Source organism: Acholeplasma laidlawii PG-8A, from assembly GCF_000018785.1.
GTDB lineage: Bacteria > Bacillota_I > Bacilli_A > Acholeplasmatales > Acholeplasmataceae > Acholeplasma > Acholeplasma laidlawii.
Window position 1 is genome coordinate 581648 of record NC_010163.1, and the last position, 16961, is coordinate 598608.

The 16961-nt window shown below is 32.1% G+C and carries 16 protein-coding genes; 12 read left to right on the plus strand and 4 right to left on the minus strand.

Going from position 1 to position 16961, the window contains the following annotated elements:
* Window positions 1-62: 62 nt before the first annotated feature.
* The 3 genes from ACL_RS02735 to plsY form a co-directional block, all read right to left on the minus strand.
* Window positions 63-1085 carry a hypothetical protein gene (locus tag ACL_RS02735; protein ID WP_012242494.1) on the minus strand — a complete coding sequence of 341 codons (1023 nt, stop codon included), beginning with the start codon at window positions 1083-1085 and terminating at the stop codon, window positions 63-65.
* On the minus strand, window positions 1086-1418 hold the full coding sequence (locus ACL_RS02740; protein WP_012242495.1) for a PadR family transcriptional regulator: 333 nt from the start codon (window positions 1416-1418) through the stop codon (window positions 1086-1088).
* 115 nt (window positions 1419-1533) lie between these two features.
* Complete coding sequence (plsY, locus tag ACL_RS02745) at window positions 1534-2229, minus strand: glycerol-3-phosphate 1-O-acyltransferase PlsY (RefSeq protein ID WP_041633858.1); 696 nt, start codon at window positions 2227-2229, stop codon at window positions 1534-1536.
* Between the two features lie 185 nt (window positions 2230-2414).
* Here plsY and hrcA point away from each other — a divergent pair, with 185 nt between their 5' ends.
* The 8 genes from hrcA (at window position 2415) to rsmH (ending at window position 9788) form a co-directional block, all read left to right on the plus strand.
* The gene (hrcA, locus tag ACL_RS02750) at window positions 2415-3443 is read left to right on the plus strand and encodes a heat-inducible transcriptional repressor HrcA (RefSeq protein WP_012242497.1); all 1029 of its coding nucleotides are present in this window, start codon (window positions 2415-2417) and stop codon (window positions 3441-3443) included.
* Window positions 3444-3446: 3 nt separating this feature from the next.
* Window positions 3447-4019 carry a nucleotide exchange factor GrpE gene (gene grpE / locus ACL_RS02755; RefSeq protein ID WP_012242498.1) on the plus strand — a complete coding sequence of 191 codons (573 nt, stop codon included), beginning with the start codon at window positions 3447-3449 and terminating at the stop codon, window positions 4017-4019.
* On the plus strand, window positions 4003-5835 hold the full coding sequence (dnaK, locus tag ACL_RS02760) for a molecular chaperone DnaK (RefSeq protein ID WP_012242499.1): 1833 nt from the start codon (window positions 4003-4005) through the stop codon (window positions 5833-5835). The genes grpE and dnaK overlap by 17 nt, the downstream gene beginning before the upstream one ends.
* Before the next feature lie 64 nt (window positions 5836-5899).
* The gene (gene dnaJ, locus ACL_RS02765; protein ID WP_012242500.1) at window positions 5900-7009 is read left to right on the plus strand and encodes a molecular chaperone DnaJ; all 1110 of its coding nucleotides are present in this window, start codon (window positions 5900-5902) and stop codon (window positions 7007-7009) included.
* A gap of 52 nt (window positions 7010-7061) precedes the next feature.
* The gene (locus ACL_RS02770; RefSeq protein ID WP_012242501.1) at window positions 7062-8060 is read left to right on the plus strand and encodes a lipoate--protein ligase; all 999 of its coding nucleotides are present in this window, start codon (window positions 7062-7064) and stop codon (window positions 8058-8060) included.
* A 118-nt stretch (window positions 8061-8178) separates the two neighbouring features.
* On the plus strand, window positions 8179-8613 hold the full coding sequence (locus ACL_RS02775; RefSeq protein WP_012242502.1) for a YceD family protein: 435 nt from the start codon (window positions 8179-8181) through the stop codon (window positions 8611-8613).
* A 13-nt stretch (window positions 8614-8626) separates the two neighbouring features.
* On the plus strand, window positions 8627-8818 hold the full coding sequence (rpmF, locus tag ACL_RS02780) for a 50S ribosomal protein L32 (protein WP_012242503.1): 192 nt from the start codon (window positions 8627-8629) through the stop codon (window positions 8816-8818).
* A gap of 70 nt (window positions 8819-8888) precedes the next feature.
* Window positions 8889-9788 (plus strand): 16S rRNA (cytosine(1402)-N(4))-methyltransferase RsmH, encoded by a 900-nt coding sequence (gene rsmH, locus ACL_RS02785; protein ID WP_012242504.1) that lies wholly within the window; start codon window positions 8889-8891, stop codon window positions 9786-9788.
* A gap of 27 nt (window positions 9789-9815) precedes the next feature.
* Here the strand turns inward: rsmH and ACL_RS02790 are convergent, their stop codons facing one another.
* Entirely contained in the window at window positions 9816-11006 is a 1191-nt protein-coding gene (locus ACL_RS02790) for a 1-acyl-sn-glycerol-3-phosphate acyltransferase (protein ID WP_012242505.1), read from the minus strand.
* A gap of 152 nt (window positions 11007-11158) precedes the next feature.
* Between ACL_RS02790 and nadD the strand changes: the two genes are divergently transcribed.
* Genes nadD through recD2 form a run of 4 tightly spaced genes read left to right on the plus strand, consistent with a single transcriptional unit; the run spans window position 11159 to window position 16956 of the window.
* Window positions 11159-11725 (plus strand): nicotinate (nicotinamide) nucleotide adenylyltransferase, encoded by a 567-nt coding sequence (gene nadD / locus ACL_RS02795; protein ID WP_012242506.1) that lies wholly within the window; start codon window positions 11159-11161, stop codon window positions 11723-11725.
* Window positions 11722-13572, plus strand: a complete 1851-nt coding sequence (locus tag ACL_RS02800) for an NAD(+) synthase (RefSeq protein WP_012242507.1) — start codon at window positions 11722-11724, stop codon at window positions 13570-13572. The genes nadD and ACL_RS02800 overlap by 4 nt, the downstream gene beginning before the upstream one ends.
* A 7-nt stretch (window positions 13573-13579) precedes the next feature.
* Entirely contained in the window at window positions 13580-14707 is a 1128-nt protein-coding gene (gene mnmA / locus ACL_RS02805; protein ID WP_012242508.1) for a tRNA 2-thiouridine(34) synthase MnmA, read from the plus strand.
* Window positions 14707-16956, plus strand: a complete 2250-nt coding sequence (recD2, locus tag ACL_RS02810; RefSeq protein WP_012242509.1) for an SF1B family DNA helicase RecD2 — start codon at window positions 14707-14709, stop codon at window positions 16954-16956. The genes mnmA and recD2 overlap by 1 nt, the downstream gene beginning before the upstream one ends.
* Window positions 16957-16961 lie beyond the last annotated feature (5 nt).

The window sequence follows — 16961 nt, forward strand, 5'->3', positions numbered from 1 at the left end:
AGCTGTAAGCAGATAAAAATCATAAACAAAAAAGACATTTTTGAAATGTCTTTTATGGTAAATTATCGTTTAATATTGCGAGTTTTAAAGTATTTAATCCATCGTCTGAAGTATGAGATAAAACTCGTTAATAAGATGATACTAATTATAATAAATAAGATGATGTTTGCGATGTTTGTAATCGTAAGTAGGCTTGTTTCGAAGTAGTCTGCAAACATTACAAAGTTTTGAGGGAGTATGAGATTAGGTAGAAGTAATATGGTAACTAGGAATAAAGAACAGTAGAATTCTGAGATTGTACTAAATAATAAGGTGTAAAAGGACTCTTTGCCTTCATAAAATCTATAAAGGTAAGAAAGTATTGTAAGGATTGTTGAAGATATAATGAAGAAAGTAAATACACCTTTAAAGTCATTATTAAAGAACTGCGAAGTTTCACCGTTAATATGTAAGACGAAGATATTTTCATAGTTAACAATAAATAAAGTACCAAATGTAATCATAAAGATAGAAACAAATATCAATTCAATTAAAATCTTTACTCTAGATTTTAAATGATCATCTGGTTCGAATTGAGGTACATCAGCTAAGTCTTTAACTTTCCAGTTATTTAATCTTGTATCTATCTTTTCTTTAATGCTTGGTATTTTATAGGACCAAAACGCGATAGTGATGATCGAAAATACACTAAATCCAAAAGATAAGACATTACCTGTCATATGTCCGATTAAGATTCCAACAATTGCACCTGGTTGGTTTACATCAAGTTCGGTTAGAGACGTTATAATTGCAGAAATTACTGCAAGTATCGTAGAGAATATAAGTGCTAGTTTTAAACTAAGTTTATAATCTTCATAAAATCTAGGTTCAACAACATGATTAGCACTTGAATGATATTGATATGCAACATCCATTGGATGACCTATCTTATGTAGAACCTCTTCAATATCGTCCTTAGTGTAATTCGGGTAACTTTGTAGCATATCCATAATGTTAGCCTCAAGTTCTTTTTTAATATCATCACGTTTTGCTTCTGGACAGCGGCGTGTGACAGAGTATATATATTTTTCGATCATTTTATCCATCTATTTAACCTCCTTAAATAAACTACTCATTTGTTTTTCGATTTGTAACCAAGCCTCTTTTAGGCTTTCTAAAACTTTGATACCTGTTGGATTGATCTTGTAGTACTTTCTTGGTCTGGATTCGGTTGTATCCCAAGTGGAATCAAGTAAGCCCTGTTCCTCTAGTCTGCGAAGTAAGGGATAAAGTGTCCCCGCTTCAATAGATACATTTTGAGATTCTAATTGTGCAAGTAAAGAATAACCATACTGACTTTCTTTTAATGCGCTTAATACGAATATAATTTGTGTACCTCGTTTTAACTCTGTAATTAGGTTGTTTATTATATTTTCCATAATATGCTCCCTTCATTTTTAATTATACTGTATGACATACACTATTGTCAAATAAATAACATTATAAAATACATTATAAAAAAAGAGTTCCATACTAGGAACTCTTAAAGGTGCATTATTTAGTGATATTTTGTATCTTTTTTTGACCGATTTTATTTTCTGTACCATTCATTAATCTAATAAAGTTTTTCTTATGCATATATATTATAAGAAGAACGATAAGTGATATAGCTACTAAATTAATGATTTGTGATTCATAAGATATCGTTAGATTTGGAACAGGAATCCATATTTCTTTGATTAGAACTCCAATCCACATCATCACTGCTACAGAAAATGATGCTACAACTGAACCGATTGAAACATATTTTGTTGAAAATGCGACTATAAAGAATAGTCCAATACCGCTTAACCCGATGATTGGGTTGATTGCGATAACAGCACCTACGCCAGTTGCTACAGCCTTACCACCTTTAAATCCAATATAAATAGATTTAATGTGTCCAATTGCAGCCGCTGCTCCAAATACAATAGAGATATCGTAAGTATCTGAAATTAAAAATAATTCTGGCATACCTAACATATATCTAATGATAATGATTGGTAATGCCCCTTTGAAACAATCTAATAAAAATGTAGGTATGCCATACTTAGCGCCCAACACACGTAATACGTTAGTTGATCCTACGTTTTTACTTCCATGTTCCCTAATATCAATGCCTTTAAATAACTTAGGTATAATATATCCAAACGGGATTGCACCAATTAAGTAAGAACATATTATAGCTATTATAATCCATAAAATTTGCATATTCATTTACCTCGAATAAGATTATATCATAAAGGTATAAATAATGTATATAAATGTAAACAAAGCATAAATAGCAAAAAAAAGTAAAAAATGTAAATTTAGCACATAAATCTTGACAGTGCTATTTTTTTATTATACAATGATGTTGGCACTATGATAAAGCGAGTGCTAAAAGGGTGGTAAGCATGATATCGTCAAGACAAAAACTCATCTTAAAAGCAATCATTGATATGTATTCTGAAAAGGGTGAACCGGTAGGTTCTAAAGCCTTAATGGCGCTTCCATACTTAAATTACTCATCAGCTACATTAAGATATGATATGGCAGTTTTAGAAGAACTAGGTTTTCTCGAGAAGATGCATACTTCATCAGGTAGAGTACCTTCTGAACGTGGTTATCGTTACTATATTGAACATTTAGTGACAAGGGATAATGATGTGACAGAAGTATTTCCTTTAATCGATGAAGTTTTTAGTAAAAAAGCACTTGGTCGTGAACACACGATTAAAGAAGCATTAAAGTTACTAACCGATCTTACAAGCTACACAGCTGTTGCAGTAGGACCAGATATCTTACAATCTCATATTAAGCGTATTGAAATGGTACCACTTGGTTTAAAAGATGCAGTCATGTTAATTGTAACCGACACAGGGCACGTACAACATCAACAAATTCATATATCAGATGATATGAGAATGGATGATATTAAGGAAGTTATACATACACTGGATGACTTACTTAAGAATAGAACACTAGAAGATGCACTTAAGGTACTCAAAGAGGAATATGCAATTTCTGAACTGAATCAATTTATGAGCTATCAAAGTCAAATCATTGATTCATTCATTGAAGCATTTTCTAAATTTGCATCAGATTCCTTCTATTTAAGTGGTATGACGAATGCTTTTGAACAACCAGAATTTAATGATGTTTCTCATATGAAACGATTTATAGATATGATGGATCGTCGTGAAATTGTGAAGTTGATTGGAACTGCTGAAGGCATATCAGTAAGATTTGGGTCAGATATGGAAATCAAACCCTTAAATCAAATGACAATCATTTCTATACCTTATCAAATAGATTCAAAACAAAAAGGAACGATTGCACTTGTAGGACCTTCAAGAATGTCTTATCAAAAGGTAATCCCCTTGTTAGAGTACATTGCAGCAAATCTAGCAAAACTATATAAAGACAATAATAAGGAGACTTAGAAGATGGCAGATAAAGAAAAAGATGCAGTTATCGTTGATGAAACGGAACATGTAGATGTAGATTCAAAAGAATCGAAAAAAGAAAAGAAAACAAAACAACAACAAAAAATTGAATTCTTAGAGGCTGAAGTAAAAGAACTAAATGATAAATACTTAAGAACCTTGGCAGAAGCTGAAAACTTTAAAAAACGTATTCAAGCAGAAAAGATAATGGATCGTAAGTATGCAGCAAGCAGTTTTGCTACAGAATTATTGGTACCTTATGAACAATTTTCTAAAATCGTAGATTTCCCTTCAGATAATGAGTTATTAAATAACTTCTTAATCGGATTTAAAATGATTAGAGATCAATTTAAATCAGTCCTTGAAAATGAAGGTGTTGTTGAAATTAAAGCTTTAGGTGAAGTCTTTGATGCAAAAGTGCATCATGCAATCGAAAAAGAAAGCAATAAAGACAAACCAAATGGAACTGTATTAGAAGTATTACAAAATGGATATTTATTTAAAGATAGAATATTAAGACCAGCCATGGTAAAAATAAATGAATGGAGTGAAGACAATGGCGAAGACAAATAAAATTATTGGAATTGACTTAGGAACTACAAACTCAGTTGTATCAGTGATGGAAGGTAACGAAGCAAAAGTTATCCCAAATGCTGAAGGTGGACGTACAACACCAAGTATCGTTGCTTTTAAAGGTGACGAAATATTAGTGGGTGAAGTTGCGAAACGCCAACTTATTACAAACCCAGATACAATTTATAGTATCAAACGTCACATGGGTGATTTAAACTATAAAGTAAAAGCAGCTGGTAAAGAATTTACACCTCAACAAATTTCTGCTTATATCTTACAAAACTTAAAGAAAACAGCAGAAGATTACCTAGGTGCAACAGTTACTGAAGCAGTTATTACTGTACCTGCATATTTTAATGACGCTCAACGTCAAGCTACAAAAGACGCTGGTACAATCGCAGGATTAAACGTTAGACGTATTATTAACGAACCAACAGCATCAGCACTAGCTTATGGTATTGATAAAACAGACAAAGAACAAACTATCTTAGTATTTGACTTAGGTGGTGGTACATTTGACGTGTCTATCTTACACTTAGCTGATGGTACATTTGAAGTTGTATCAACATCAGGTGATAACAAACTTGGTGGGGACGACTTTGACCACAAAATTTATGAATTCTTAGCAGCTGAATTTAATAAAGAACACGGTATTGATTTACTAAAAGATAAAATGGCTTTACAACGTCTACGTGATGCAGCAGAAAAAGCTAAGAAAGAATTATCAGGTGTAACAACAAGTTCTATTTCTCTACCATTTATTACAATGGGAGCAGCAGGTCCGTTACACTTTGAATATAACTTAACGCGTGCTAAATTTAATGAATTGACTAAAGATTTAGTAGATCGTACAATGGTATCTGTTAGACGTGCTTTAGCTGATGCTAAATTAACAAACTCTGATATTAATCAAATCTTATTAGTTGGTGGTTCAACAAGAATTCCAGCTGTTCAAGAACTTGTAACAAAAGAATTTGGTAAAGAACCTAATAGATCGGTAAACCCTGATGAAGTTGTAGCAATGGGTGCTGCAATCCAAGGTGCTGTTTTAGCAGGGGATGTTAAAGACGTATTATTACTTGACGTTACACCATTATCATTAGGTATTGAAACACTTGGTGGTGTCGCAACAAGATTAATCGAAAGAAATACAACAATTCCTACATCTAAATCACAAGTATTCTCAACTGCAGCAGATAACCAACCAGCTGTAGACATTCACGTATTACAAGGTGAAAGACCAATGGCAGCTGACAATAAAACACTTGGACGCTTCCAATTAACAGATATTCCACCAGCAAGACGTGGTGTACCTCAAATTGAAGTTACATTTGATATTGACGCAAACGGTATTGTTTCTGTTAAAGCTAAAGACTTAGGTACAAATAAAGAACAAAAGATTACAATCTCTGGTAACGGTGGATTATCTAAAGAAGAAATTGATGCAATGATCAAACAAGCTGAAGAAAACGCAGAAGCAGATAACAAACGTAAAGAATCTGCAGATGCTAGAAACGAAGCTGATAGCATGATTTTCCAATCTAGAAAAGCAATCGAAGACTTAGGTGCTGAAGTTACAGATGAAGAAAAAGAAACCGTAGAAAACGCAATTAAAGACTTAGAAGAAGCATTAAAAGGTGATGACGTAGAAGCTATTAAAGCTAAAAATGAAGCACTTGCTAAAGCGAGCCAATCTATTGCTATGAAAGCATACGAAAAAGCTAACAAATCAAACGGATCAGATGTAAACGGAGCAACTGATGCAGATGATAATAAAGATGATGCTGTAGAAGCTGAATTTACTGAAAAACAATAAAAACTATGACAAATAGGAAAGTATAAACACTTTCCTATTTGACTAACATAAGGAAGCGATAATTATGGCAAAAAGAGATTATTATGATGTGCTAGGTATATCAAAAAGTGCATCTCAAGACGAAATTAAAAAAGCTTACAGAAGTTTAGCTAAAAAATATCACCCTGACGTTTCAAAGGAAAAAGATGCTGAAACAAAATTTAAAGAAGTTCAAGAAGCCTATGATGTCTTAAATGATTCAAATAAAAAAGCACAATACGATAGATTTGGTCATGCTGGTACTGGACAAGATCCATTTGGTGGTGCTGGTGGTGGTTTTGGCGGATTTGGTGGCTTTGATGACATTATTAGCCAATTCTTTGGTGGTGGACAAACACGTAGAACACGTCAAACATCAAATGTTGGTGAAGACTTAAATATGCGTATGACCATCGATTTTATGGAAGCAGTTTTAGGTACAACAAAAAATGTTTCTGTAGATATCACTCAAGATTGTGGTCACTGTCATGGCTCTGGTGCAGAAAGTTCAAAAGACGTTCATACCTGTAGCAAATGTCATGGTCAAGGATTTATTAACGTAGACCAACGTACCATGTTTGGTACAATGAGAAGTCAACAAGTATGTCCACAATGTCAAGGTGAAGGGCAAACAATTGATAACAAATGTCATGTTTGTTCCGGTGCTGGACGTGTTAAGGCTAAAAAGACAGTGGATGTGAAAGTACCTGCTGGTGTCGATAATGAAATGACATTACGCGTACCAGGTTATGGTAATGGTGGTAGAAAAGGTGCTGAATCAGGTGACCTATACATCACATTTAGAGTGAAACCACATAAAATATTTAAACGTCGTGGTTCAGATATCATTTTAGATGTACCTATTACATTTACGCAAGCTGCACTTGGAGACAAAATTGATATACCAACTATTTATGGTGAAGTAGAGTTAACCATACCTGCAGGTATTCAATCTGGTACTGAACTTAAATTAAAAAATAAGGGAACAAAAGATCCAAGAACTGGTAAGACAGGTGATCAACATGTTATCGTCAATATTGAGACACCTAAAAACTTATCTAGTGAGGAAAAGAAATTATTTGAACAGTTAAGTAAACTGGATTCCCCAAGAAAGAAATCTGGTTGGGATAAATTCAAATCATTCTTTACAAATTAAGAGGATTTTTCCTCTTTTTGTTTTATAATGGATAAAGGAAGGAAGTGGCAATATGATACTTATAAAACATCATAATGAAGGTAATTTAGAACCATACTTTTATTTTGCATTAGAAAAATATGTATTAGAACATTTACTTAAAGACAATGAAACCTATTTCTTCACCTGGAGAATAAAAGGCATTGTTTCAGGTAAGAACCAAGTCATTGAAAATGAAATTAATATTCCCTATGTCAAAGAACATAATGTGAAATTCTTTAGAAGACCCACTGGTGGCGGATCTGTCTATGCAGATGAAAATAACACCATGTTTACAATTATTACCAAAAGAAGTGGACAAAACTTCTCATTTAAAAACTACTTAGTCAAAATCACTGATGCATTTAAAAAACTAGGTGTTAATCTAGATTTTAGTGGTAGAAATGATATCTTATTAGATGGTAAAAAGGTATCTGGTAATGCATTCTTACAAAACAAGTATGGTATGTTAATGCATGGAACTATGATGTATGATTTAGATATTGAAACGATGGTGCGTGCATTAAATCCACCGGATGAGAAACTTATTTCTAAAGGTATTGCAAGTGTAAGAAGTCGTGTAAACAATCTAAAACCTTATTTAAATGGAATGAGTCATGATGAATTAGTTAGTTATCTTGAAACAGAACTAACAAGCAGTGTTTATGAAATCAATCAAGAAGAAGTAGAACAACTTAAAAAAGATGCTAAATTTTATGCAAGTTCAGAATGGCTATACCGTTCTCAACCAGAATATACTCAAAAGCTATCTAAACGATTTGATTGGGGACATATCGATATGCGTTTTAACATCAAATCAGGTATGATTCAAAACGTAGATATCACTGGAGATTTCTTTGAGCTCAAAGAAGATTTAAAATCCCTTGAAAAACCATTATTAAACCAAGTTTGGAGCTATGCATCCATTAAAGAAATTTTAAACAGTATCGAAGTAGATAAGATCATTTTAAACGCTACAAATGAAGATATCTTAGCACTCTTTGATAATGCTTTTATAGAGACAAATAACTAAAAGATAGTTCATAGGTCAATTGGTTATAACATAATTACAATTTTTGTGATAAAATGGCTCAAACTAATTGACTTATGAAGGGTTATTTAATATAATTAACCAGGTTGAGGTGATATGTATGAAAATAGAAACTAAACTACTTGAATCTAAAACCTTAATTGATAATCCAATCGACTTGAATTACCTTATCAATGATGCAGCTGATATCATTTCATTAAATGATGTCAATGTTAAAGGCACAATCTATCGTAAGTATGATGAAGTCACATTTAATTTAACCGTTACACTTGATGTGGTACAAAAATGTACATATACACTAAAGCCTGTAACATACCCTTTAACATTTGATACAGAAATACTCTTTTCAAATGATTTAGAAACCTATGATTATGTACCAACAGACATCATAGACTTGGATGAAGTCATCTTTGCAGAAATACTTTTACACAAAGAAGTAAATGTGTATCATGAATCAGCAAACCCTAGTGACTTTCAAGACCCCAAGGAAACCCATCCAGCTTTTAAGAGTTTAAAAGAAAAATATAAAGATTAGGAGGTGAATAAACATGGCAGTTCCATTTAGAAGACAAAGTAAAGGAAGAAAACGCCGTCGTCGTTCACACTATAAGTTAAAGACTCCAACAATCGTAGTTGATCCACAAACAGGAGAATTTACCTTACCACACAGAGTCACTCCAAACAGTGGCTATTATAAAGGTCAATTAGTATTAGCTAAAAAAGTTAAGAAAGAAGATTAACCTTTATTAAGAAAAAGCACGAGAAGTGCTTTTTTCTTTGATATAATATATACAAGATGAGGTAAGTTATATGAAACATATCAGTGTATTATTAAATGAATCGATAGAAGGTCTAAACATCAAACCAAACGGTATCTATGTAGATGCTACTTTAGGTGGTGGTGGACACTCCCTAGAAATATTAAAAAAACTTGATAAAGGGCACTTATATGCTTTTGATCAAGATGCTTATGCAATTGGTAGAGCAACCGAAAGATTAAAAGACTTTAGCAATAAAACATTTATTCAATCAAATTTTTCATTTATAAAAGAAAAATTAAATGAACTGGGCATATATCAAGTAGATGGTATTATTTTTGACCTTGGTTTATCCTCATTTCAAATTGATGATGAAACTAGAGGGTTTTCATATCTTAAAGACTATGATTTAGACATGCGTATGAACAAGGATGCAACCCTAACAGCTAAAGAAATCGTAAACACTTATGAAAGACAAAAACTAGCAGATATCTTTAGAGCTTATGGTGATGAAGAAAATGCCTGGAAAATTGCAGGCATGATTGTAGATAGAAGACCACTAAACACAACATTAGAATTAGTTGAGATAACAGATATTGCTAATAAAGGCATGAAAGGGCACTCTGCTAAGCGTGTTTTCCAGGCTTTGAGAATCGAGGTCAACAAGGAGTTAGAAGTACTTGAAAGAGCCTTGAATAGCGCCTTAGAACTCCTTAATATCGGTGGTAGATTATCCATCATTACCTTCCAATCACTAGAAGATAAAATGGTAAAATCTTTTTATAAAACACATAGTCAAATGGATTACCCTAAAAACATAGATATTAGAACATTTCCAAAGCCACCTTTAAAAATTATTACAAGAAAACCGGTACTACCTTCAGAAATAGAACTAGAACATAATTCTAGAAGTCGTTCTGCTAAATTAAGAATCGCTGAAAAGCAAAGCTAAATAAAAAACCTCGAAAAAATCGAGGTTTTATTTATGTTTATGTTTAGAGGGACTTGCAGAAACTAAGATTCTGATATATTCAATATCATAGTGTTTAAATACTGGATGAGATTTAATCGCATCATAGATTTCTGGGTAATCAATTTCTTTAATGGTAGGATTATATTCATCTTCATCCTTGATGACCATATGTAAATGTGAGTCATGATCATGGAAGGGATTGTCTAGACCTAAGTCGTAGTACTTCACACCATCTAGGTTAATTTTAATAATTAAGTTATTATCTAAGAAAAATTGTAAGTTGTTGTAAAGTGTTGAAATGTTGGTGTATCCTTTTTTAGATAATTCTTCATAAATTTCTTTAAATGTTAAGTGACGATCTTTTAAGACTTCAAGTAAAGCTCTTCTAGCTTTTGTAAAACGTTTATTGGATTCAATTAATTTCTGAGGTTCATTGTAGTTTTCCTCCTTTAAATCTGAATGCTTGTTAAAATAATCACTCATAATTTGATGGACTTTATTTTTAGTCAGTGTGAGTGTTTGTTGTTTGGTTTCACCAAGAACAACTTCAACAGGCTCTAATATATGTAAATGGATTCTAGGTTTTTTCTTGTAAAGTTTTTGAATAAAATTAGGATTTTTATAGACATAGACAAATGGTAATATTTTAGCATCAGCATCTGCAGCAAATCTAAATGCACCACTCAAGAATTTTCTAATACCCACATGATATGGCTTAATAGATGCCTCAGGCATAACAAGTACTGGTGTTTTTTTAGATAGTTCAGTTTTTAATTCATCTAAGAAGTGTACCATAAGTTCCTTAGTTTCAGGTATTGGAATTCCACCTGCAACACGCAGTATTTTTCCTACAAATGGTAGCCCTAAATTAGATTGAAGCATCGTTACATAAATCTTTCTAGGAAATATTAATGAACCAATCCATATGGCATCAAGTACATGCACATGGTTTGACACAAGAATGAATCTTTCTTTTTTAAGATGTTTTAAGTTCTTTTTACCCTTAATTCTAAGACCTCTAAAAATAACTCCAAACACATAAAAGACCAGAACTTTAATCAATAATACTGTAAAAAATGATAATAACTTAAAAAAAGGATTATGATTAAAGAAATTATAATCTTTAGCTAATTTGACTTTTTTTACGTTTTTAAGTAATTGAAAATCGTGATCTACTTTTTTGTTATTATCCGCCATAGTGAACCATCTTTCTTAATTATAAAAATTATACCATTATTTATATAAATAATCACACATTATGTGAACAAAAAACTAAATAGATAACCAAATAGCACTATAGATAGTGCTGTTGATGTTATAATACATAGTAGAAACGAAAGGATTTATATATGGTACTTGTCTATGGGGGAAGCTTTAACCCACCAACCATTGCTCATGAAGCAATTATACATAAATTACATGAAGAATTCAAACCTAAAAAAATCTTAATTGTCCCAACAGGCAATTATTTTAGTTGGAAGACGGACCTAATTGACTTCGAACATCGTTTCAAGATGGTTGAACTTATGACGCAACATTTAGATTATGTCGAAATCAGTAGACTAGAAAATACGAAAGCATTTTTAGGTTCCTATCATACCTTGAATGAACTAAGTAAACGCTATGATGATTTGTATTTTGTAGTAGGTGCAGACCATATAAAGACTTTAGATCAATGGAAAGATTATAAAAAGTTGATTGAAAACTATAAATTTATCTTGCTTACTAGAAATAACTATACTTTTGATGATGATTTACTCAGTAAGCTTGGTTTAAAGTATGAAAAAATGATGTTTCAAAGTGATATAAGTAGTTCTGAAATTAGAAAAAACTTAAATCAAAATTTAGACAAATTAAACTTAAATGTAAAAACATATATTTTAGAAAATAAACTCTATGAAGAGGTGAAAGTATGACACAACACGGTATATTAAAAGTTTCACTTGCAAGTCCTGAAATCAAATTAGGTAATCCACTGCTCAATGTGGAACCTATTTTAAATATACTTAATCATGAATCCTCTGGGTTAGTTTTATTTCCTGAACTATCATTAACTGGTTACACCTCAGGAGATTTATTTTTCCAATTAGATTACATCAATAAAACAAATGAAGCACTAAGTAAAATTATGAATGGAACAACTTATCAAGGTGTGTACATATTAGGTATGCCTTTAAAAGTAGGGGATGCACTTTTTAATGTTGCAGTAGTTATTCAAAATAAGAAGATACTTGGTGTGATACCTAAGTATCACCTACCAAATTCAAAAGAGTTTAATGAAAAGCGCTGGTTCCAATCAGGTTTTAACTATGAGCTTGATACAGTGGAAGTACTTGGACAAACCGTCCCATTTGGTGATATGGTCTTTAAAGATGAATTACATGACATTGGATTTGGTGTAGAAATATGCCAAGATATGTGGGCGATTGAGACACCTGGAAATCATTTAAGTCTAAGTGGTGCTCATCTGATTTTAAACTTATCGGCCTCACCTGAAACCATGGGTAAACAAACGGTTAGAAAACACACTGTATTAGATGCTTCAAGAAGACAGTTAAGTGGTTATTTATACACTGCTTCTGCATCATCAGAATCAACAATGGATGTCGTGTTTACACCACATAAGATAGCAGCTAGTTTGGGTAGTTTGATTATTGAATCTAGTCTATTAGATCCTAAAGAAGTTTTAAGAGTAGACATGGACATAGAAGCTATTCGCTATCAAAGAAGAATTGATTCTACCTTTAAAGATGAACAAAATGGCTATACACAATCAACAACTAAAGTTCATGTAGACTTTTTTACTAACAATGACTATGTATTTGAAAGACCTTTAAACAAAACACCATTCCTACCTAAAGTAGGCGATAAAGAAAGTTTACTGATTGCTAATCAAATACAAGTACAAGGTTTAGTTCAAAAAATCAAACATCTAGGAAAACCTAAGATTATTATTGGTATCTCAGGTGGTTTGGATAGTACACTTGCTTTATTAGTTGCTCATCAAGCAATTAAAAAACTAAATGGTGATGTTAAAGATATCATCGGTGTTACTATGCCTAGTCAAGTAACCTCTAAAGGTTCTAAGACAGATGCCATCTTACTCATGGAAAAATTAGGTATCACAGCACTTGAAATTCCAATTGAAGATCAAGTAAAACTTCATCTTGAAAGTTTAAATCATGGTGGTAGTACAGATATTACCTATGAAAATGCACAGGCTAGAATCCGTACACTCATATTAATGAATCTATCAAACAAACACCAAGGATTTGTTTTAGGTACAGGTGACTTAAGCGAAATAGCGCTTGGTTGGATGACTTTTAATGGTGATCATATGAGTATGTATAATGTCAATGCTGGTGTACCTAAAACACTTGTTCAAGCACTTGTTAAGCTGCACAGTGAACATAACTACCAAGATATTAAAGATATATTAATAAGTATTTTAAACCGACCAATCAGCCCAGAATTAAAAGAAAATCAAAAAACTGAGGATGTCATTGGTACATATGAAATTAATGATTTTATGCTGCATCATTTATTAGAAAATGGTGCGAGTGAAGAAAAATTATCCTTCCTAGTTAGACACACATTTGGTCTATCTGTAGAAGCATCAGATCTTTATGCAAAAAGATTATTAAACAGGTTTTATCAGTCACAGTTTAAGCGTCAAGTGATGCCTGAGGGACCAAAAGTGTTAAGGATAAGCTTATCACCTAGAGGTGATTTACGCTTACCTTCAGATATGAATAGAAAGTAGTGTTATTTTGAAAAAGAAAGTATTAATCGGACTATCAGGCGGAGTCGACTCTTCAGTCGCTGCTTTGATACTGTTACAACAAGGCTATGATGTAGAAGCGGTATTCATGCGTAATTGGGATTCAGCAACAAATATGGATTTTAGAGGCAACCCAACGTTATATGATGAAACATGTGAACAAGAAAAAGATTACCAAGATGCATTAAAAGTAGCAAATAAATTGGGTATTAAATTACATAGAGTAGATTTTATTCATGAATACTGGGATCGTGTTTTTTCATATTTCATTGATGAATATGAAAAGAATAGAACACCAAATCCTGACGTATTATGTAATAATGAAATAAAATTTAAAGCATTTATCGATTATAGTGAAAAGTTTAAACCAGACTATATTGCAATGGGTCACTATGCTCAAATTGATCATACAGGTGATGAACCAAAACTAATTAGAGCAGTAGATTCTAATAAAGATCAAACATACTTTTTAAGTCAACTTAAAACAGAACAATTAAGAAATGTCTTATTCCCAATTGGTAATTTACCAAAGAGTGAAGTTAGAAGAATTGCTAAAGAGCATGATCTAGCTACAGCTGATAAAAAAGACTCTACCGGTATTTGTTTTATTGGTGAACGTCATTTTAATGAATTCTTACTAAACTACCTACCTGCAAAAGAAGGCGATATGAGACGTTTAGATGGCACTTTTATTAAACGTCACTTTGGTTTAATGAACTATACAATTGGTCAAAGAAAAGGCTTAGGTATCGGTGGTACAACCGATACAACAGATGCTTGGTTTGTTGTAGGTAAAGACTTATCTACAAACACACTGTATGTTGAACCAGGTTTTGAGCATCCTTATTTATATTCAGATGAAGCATTAATTACTGAAGTTAAGTGGCGTGGAGCAAAAAGAGATGGTAAATTTACAGCGAAATTCAGATATCGCCAAGAAGACCAAGATGTTGAAATTAAATGGATTGATGACGAAACATTTAAAGTCTTTTATCCTCAAAAAATACGTGCAGTAACACCGGGTCAAGTGTGTGCGATTTATGAAGATGAAGTGTGTGTTGGTTCAGGATTTATTTCAGTAGTATACAATGAAGGGGAAAAAAGATTATATAGCTAATGGAAATTAAAGTAAGAGGATTCATCAAATCCTATGTTTTTAAAAATGAATCTAATGGCTATACGATTGCTAAACTAGAAACCAATGATAAAGAGTTAATCTCTATTGTTGGTTATTTTCCTTTATTAAGTGAAGAATTAGAATACGAGTTTACTGGTGAAGAGACCATACACCCTAAATTTGGGCGTCAACTGACAGTTAAAAGTTATGAAAGATTAGAAAACACTTCAGAATCAGGTTTAGTCAGATACTTATCCAGTGATAATTTTTCTGGTATTGGACCGGTTACAGCTGAAAAAATAGTCAGTTTATTAGGCACAGATGCCATAGAAAAAATAATCACTGATGAAAATGTATTAAGTCCAATTTTAAATCCAATCAAGCGAAATAGACTCAAAAAAGAATTAATTAGTCACCAAGCTGAACAACGTATTTTTGTTAAACTTTTAGATTTAGGTCTAACTACCCGTATATCTGCTAAATTGTTTAGCAATTATGGCAGTCAAACCTTAGAAAAGTTAGAAGAAGATCCTTATCGACTGATGTATGAAATTGATGGATTTGGGTTTATAAAATCAAGAGATATCGCTGAAAAATTTGGTATTTCAAAAACGGATATTAGAACTTTAAAAGCTGCATTAGTTTATGCACTCATAACTACATCTAATAGTGAGGGTAACCTCTACTTATTTGAAGAAGAACTGATGAGTAGAGTATCTAGAGTCATTGATGTAGATGCTGATTTTAAACCAGCGATTGATGAACTCATTAAAGAAAATAAATTAGTATTAGAAGATGATAAGTACTTCTTAAAACAAATCTATAGAGATGAAATTGATATTGCAAAACGCATTAAAGAGTTAAAAACATATCCACTTGATCATGTGGATACTGAACTATTAGAGTTGATGTTATCTCAGATCTCTATACAAAAATCTATTGATTATACAGAAAAACAAAGACAAGCTATTATTACAGCAATGCAAAATCCACTCACTGTTATTACTGGTGGACCAGGTACTGGTAAAACGACCTTAATTGATGGGTTCTTAGAGTTATATGCTAAATATTTTAAAATTAACTTAAAATCTAAAGATGCAACCAATGAGATTGCACTTATGGCACCAACAGGACGTGCATCTAAACGTATGAGAGAATTACTTGATTTTCCTGCACGTACGATTCACTCACATTTAGGATTTGATTTTGATCAGTCATTTAAGTCCAATAAAGTTCAACCACTGGTTCAAAATCTTATTATCATCGATGAAGCATCGATGATAGATATCTACTTAATGAAAAGACTCCTAAATAGCATTATAGATGGTACTAGAGTCGTTATTGTGGGTGATGAAGATCAACTACCAAGTGTTGGTCCGGGCTACGTTTTAGGTGATTTAATTAGTTCTAATGTTGTACCAGTGATAAGACTTAATGAAATACATAGACAAGCTAAGGATTCTCATATTGTAAAACTAGCATCCTCTATTAATAATCAAAATTTAAGTCAAGAAGATTTAATTAGTCATAATGACGTGACCTTTTATAGTGGTACTGGTGAAGATATTAAAAGAGTAATCATTAATCAAATTGGTGGCGCCATGAAAAAAGGCTATGATTTAATTAATGACATTCAAGTTTTAATACCTCAATATAAAGGTGACTTAGGTATTGATACAATGAACTTAGAAATACAAGCTAAGTTTAATCCAAATTATAATCAACCACCATTTATGAAGTTTGGCGATAAAACCTACTACATAGGTGATAAAGTCATCCAACTTCAAAATGATAAAGACAAAGAAATCATGAATGGTGATATTGGTGTAGTTAAAGCGATACGTAAAAACGATAAAAATCAAAAGATTTTACAAGTAGATTTTGATGGTTTATTAGTGAATTACGATCAAAATGAACTAGATACCTTAAACCTCGCTTATGTCATTTCAATTCATAAGTCACAAGGTTCAGAATATCAAGTAGTTTTCCTACCGATTATTAAAAGTTATTTACATATGCTAAAAAAAGAACTTATATATACCGCGATTACACGTGCAAAATCACATCTATTAGTATTAGGAGATTTAAGATTACTTCAATACGCATCGAATCAGTTAGTTGAAAAAAGACATACGATGCTTAAAGAACGACTTACACATGATGAAGTATCATTCAACTTATTTGATCAATTAAGTGAAGAAGATGATTTAGATGAAACTAAAGATTTAAGTCCATGGGACTTTATGTAGACTAA

Coding starts and splice junctions, on each gene's coding strand:
- ACL_RS02735 (WP_012242494.1), bottom strand. CDS start 1,085: ATGGATAAAATGATCGAAAAATATATATACTCTGTCACACGCCGCTGT.
- ACL_RS02740 (WP_012242495.1), bottom strand. CDS start 1,418: ATGGAAAATATAATAAACAACCTAATTACAGAGTTAAAACGAGGTACA.
- plsY (WP_041633858.1), bottom strand. CDS start 2,229: ATGCAAATTTTATGGATTATAATAGCTATAATATGTTCTTACTTAATT.
- hrcA (WP_012242497.1), top strand. CDS start 2,415: ATGATATCGTCAAGACAAAAACTCATCTTAAAAGCAATCATTGATATG.
- grpE (WP_012242498.1), top strand. CDS start 3,447: ATGGCAGATAAAGAAAAAGATGCAGTTATCGTTGATGAAACGGAACAT.
- dnaK (WP_012242499.1), top strand. CDS start 4,003: ATGGCGAAGACAAATAAAATTATTGGAATTGACTTAGGAACTACAAAC.
- dnaJ (WP_012242500.1), top strand. CDS start 5,900: ATGGCAAAAAGAGATTATTATGATGTGCTAGGTATATCAAAAAGTGCA.
- ACL_RS02770 (WP_012242501.1), top strand. CDS start 7,062: ATGATACTTATAAAACATCATAATGAAGGTAATTTAGAACCATACTTT.
- ACL_RS02775 (WP_012242502.1), top strand. CDS start 8,179: ATGAAAATAGAAACTAAACTACTTGAATCTAAAACCTTAATTGATAAT.
- rpmF (WP_012242503.1), top strand. CDS start 8,627: ATGGCAGTTCCATTTAGAAGACAAAGTAAAGGAAGAAAACGCCGTCGT.
- rsmH (WP_012242504.1), top strand. CDS start 8,889: ATGAAACATATCAGTGTATTATTAAATGAATCGATAGAAGGTCTAAAC.
- ACL_RS02790 (WP_012242505.1), bottom strand. CDS start 11,006: ATGGCGGATAATAACAAAAAAGTAGATCACGATTTTCAATTACTTAAA.
- nadD (WP_012242506.1), top strand. CDS start 11,159: ATGGTACTTGTCTATGGGGGAAGCTTTAACCCACCAACCATTGCTCAT.
- ACL_RS02800 (WP_012242507.1), top strand. CDS start 11,722: ATGACACAACACGGTATATTAAAAGTTTCACTTGCAAGTCCTGAAATC.
- recD2 (WP_012242509.1), top strand. CDS start 14,707: ATGGAAATTAAAGTAAGAGGATTCATCAAATCCTATGTTTTTAAAAAT.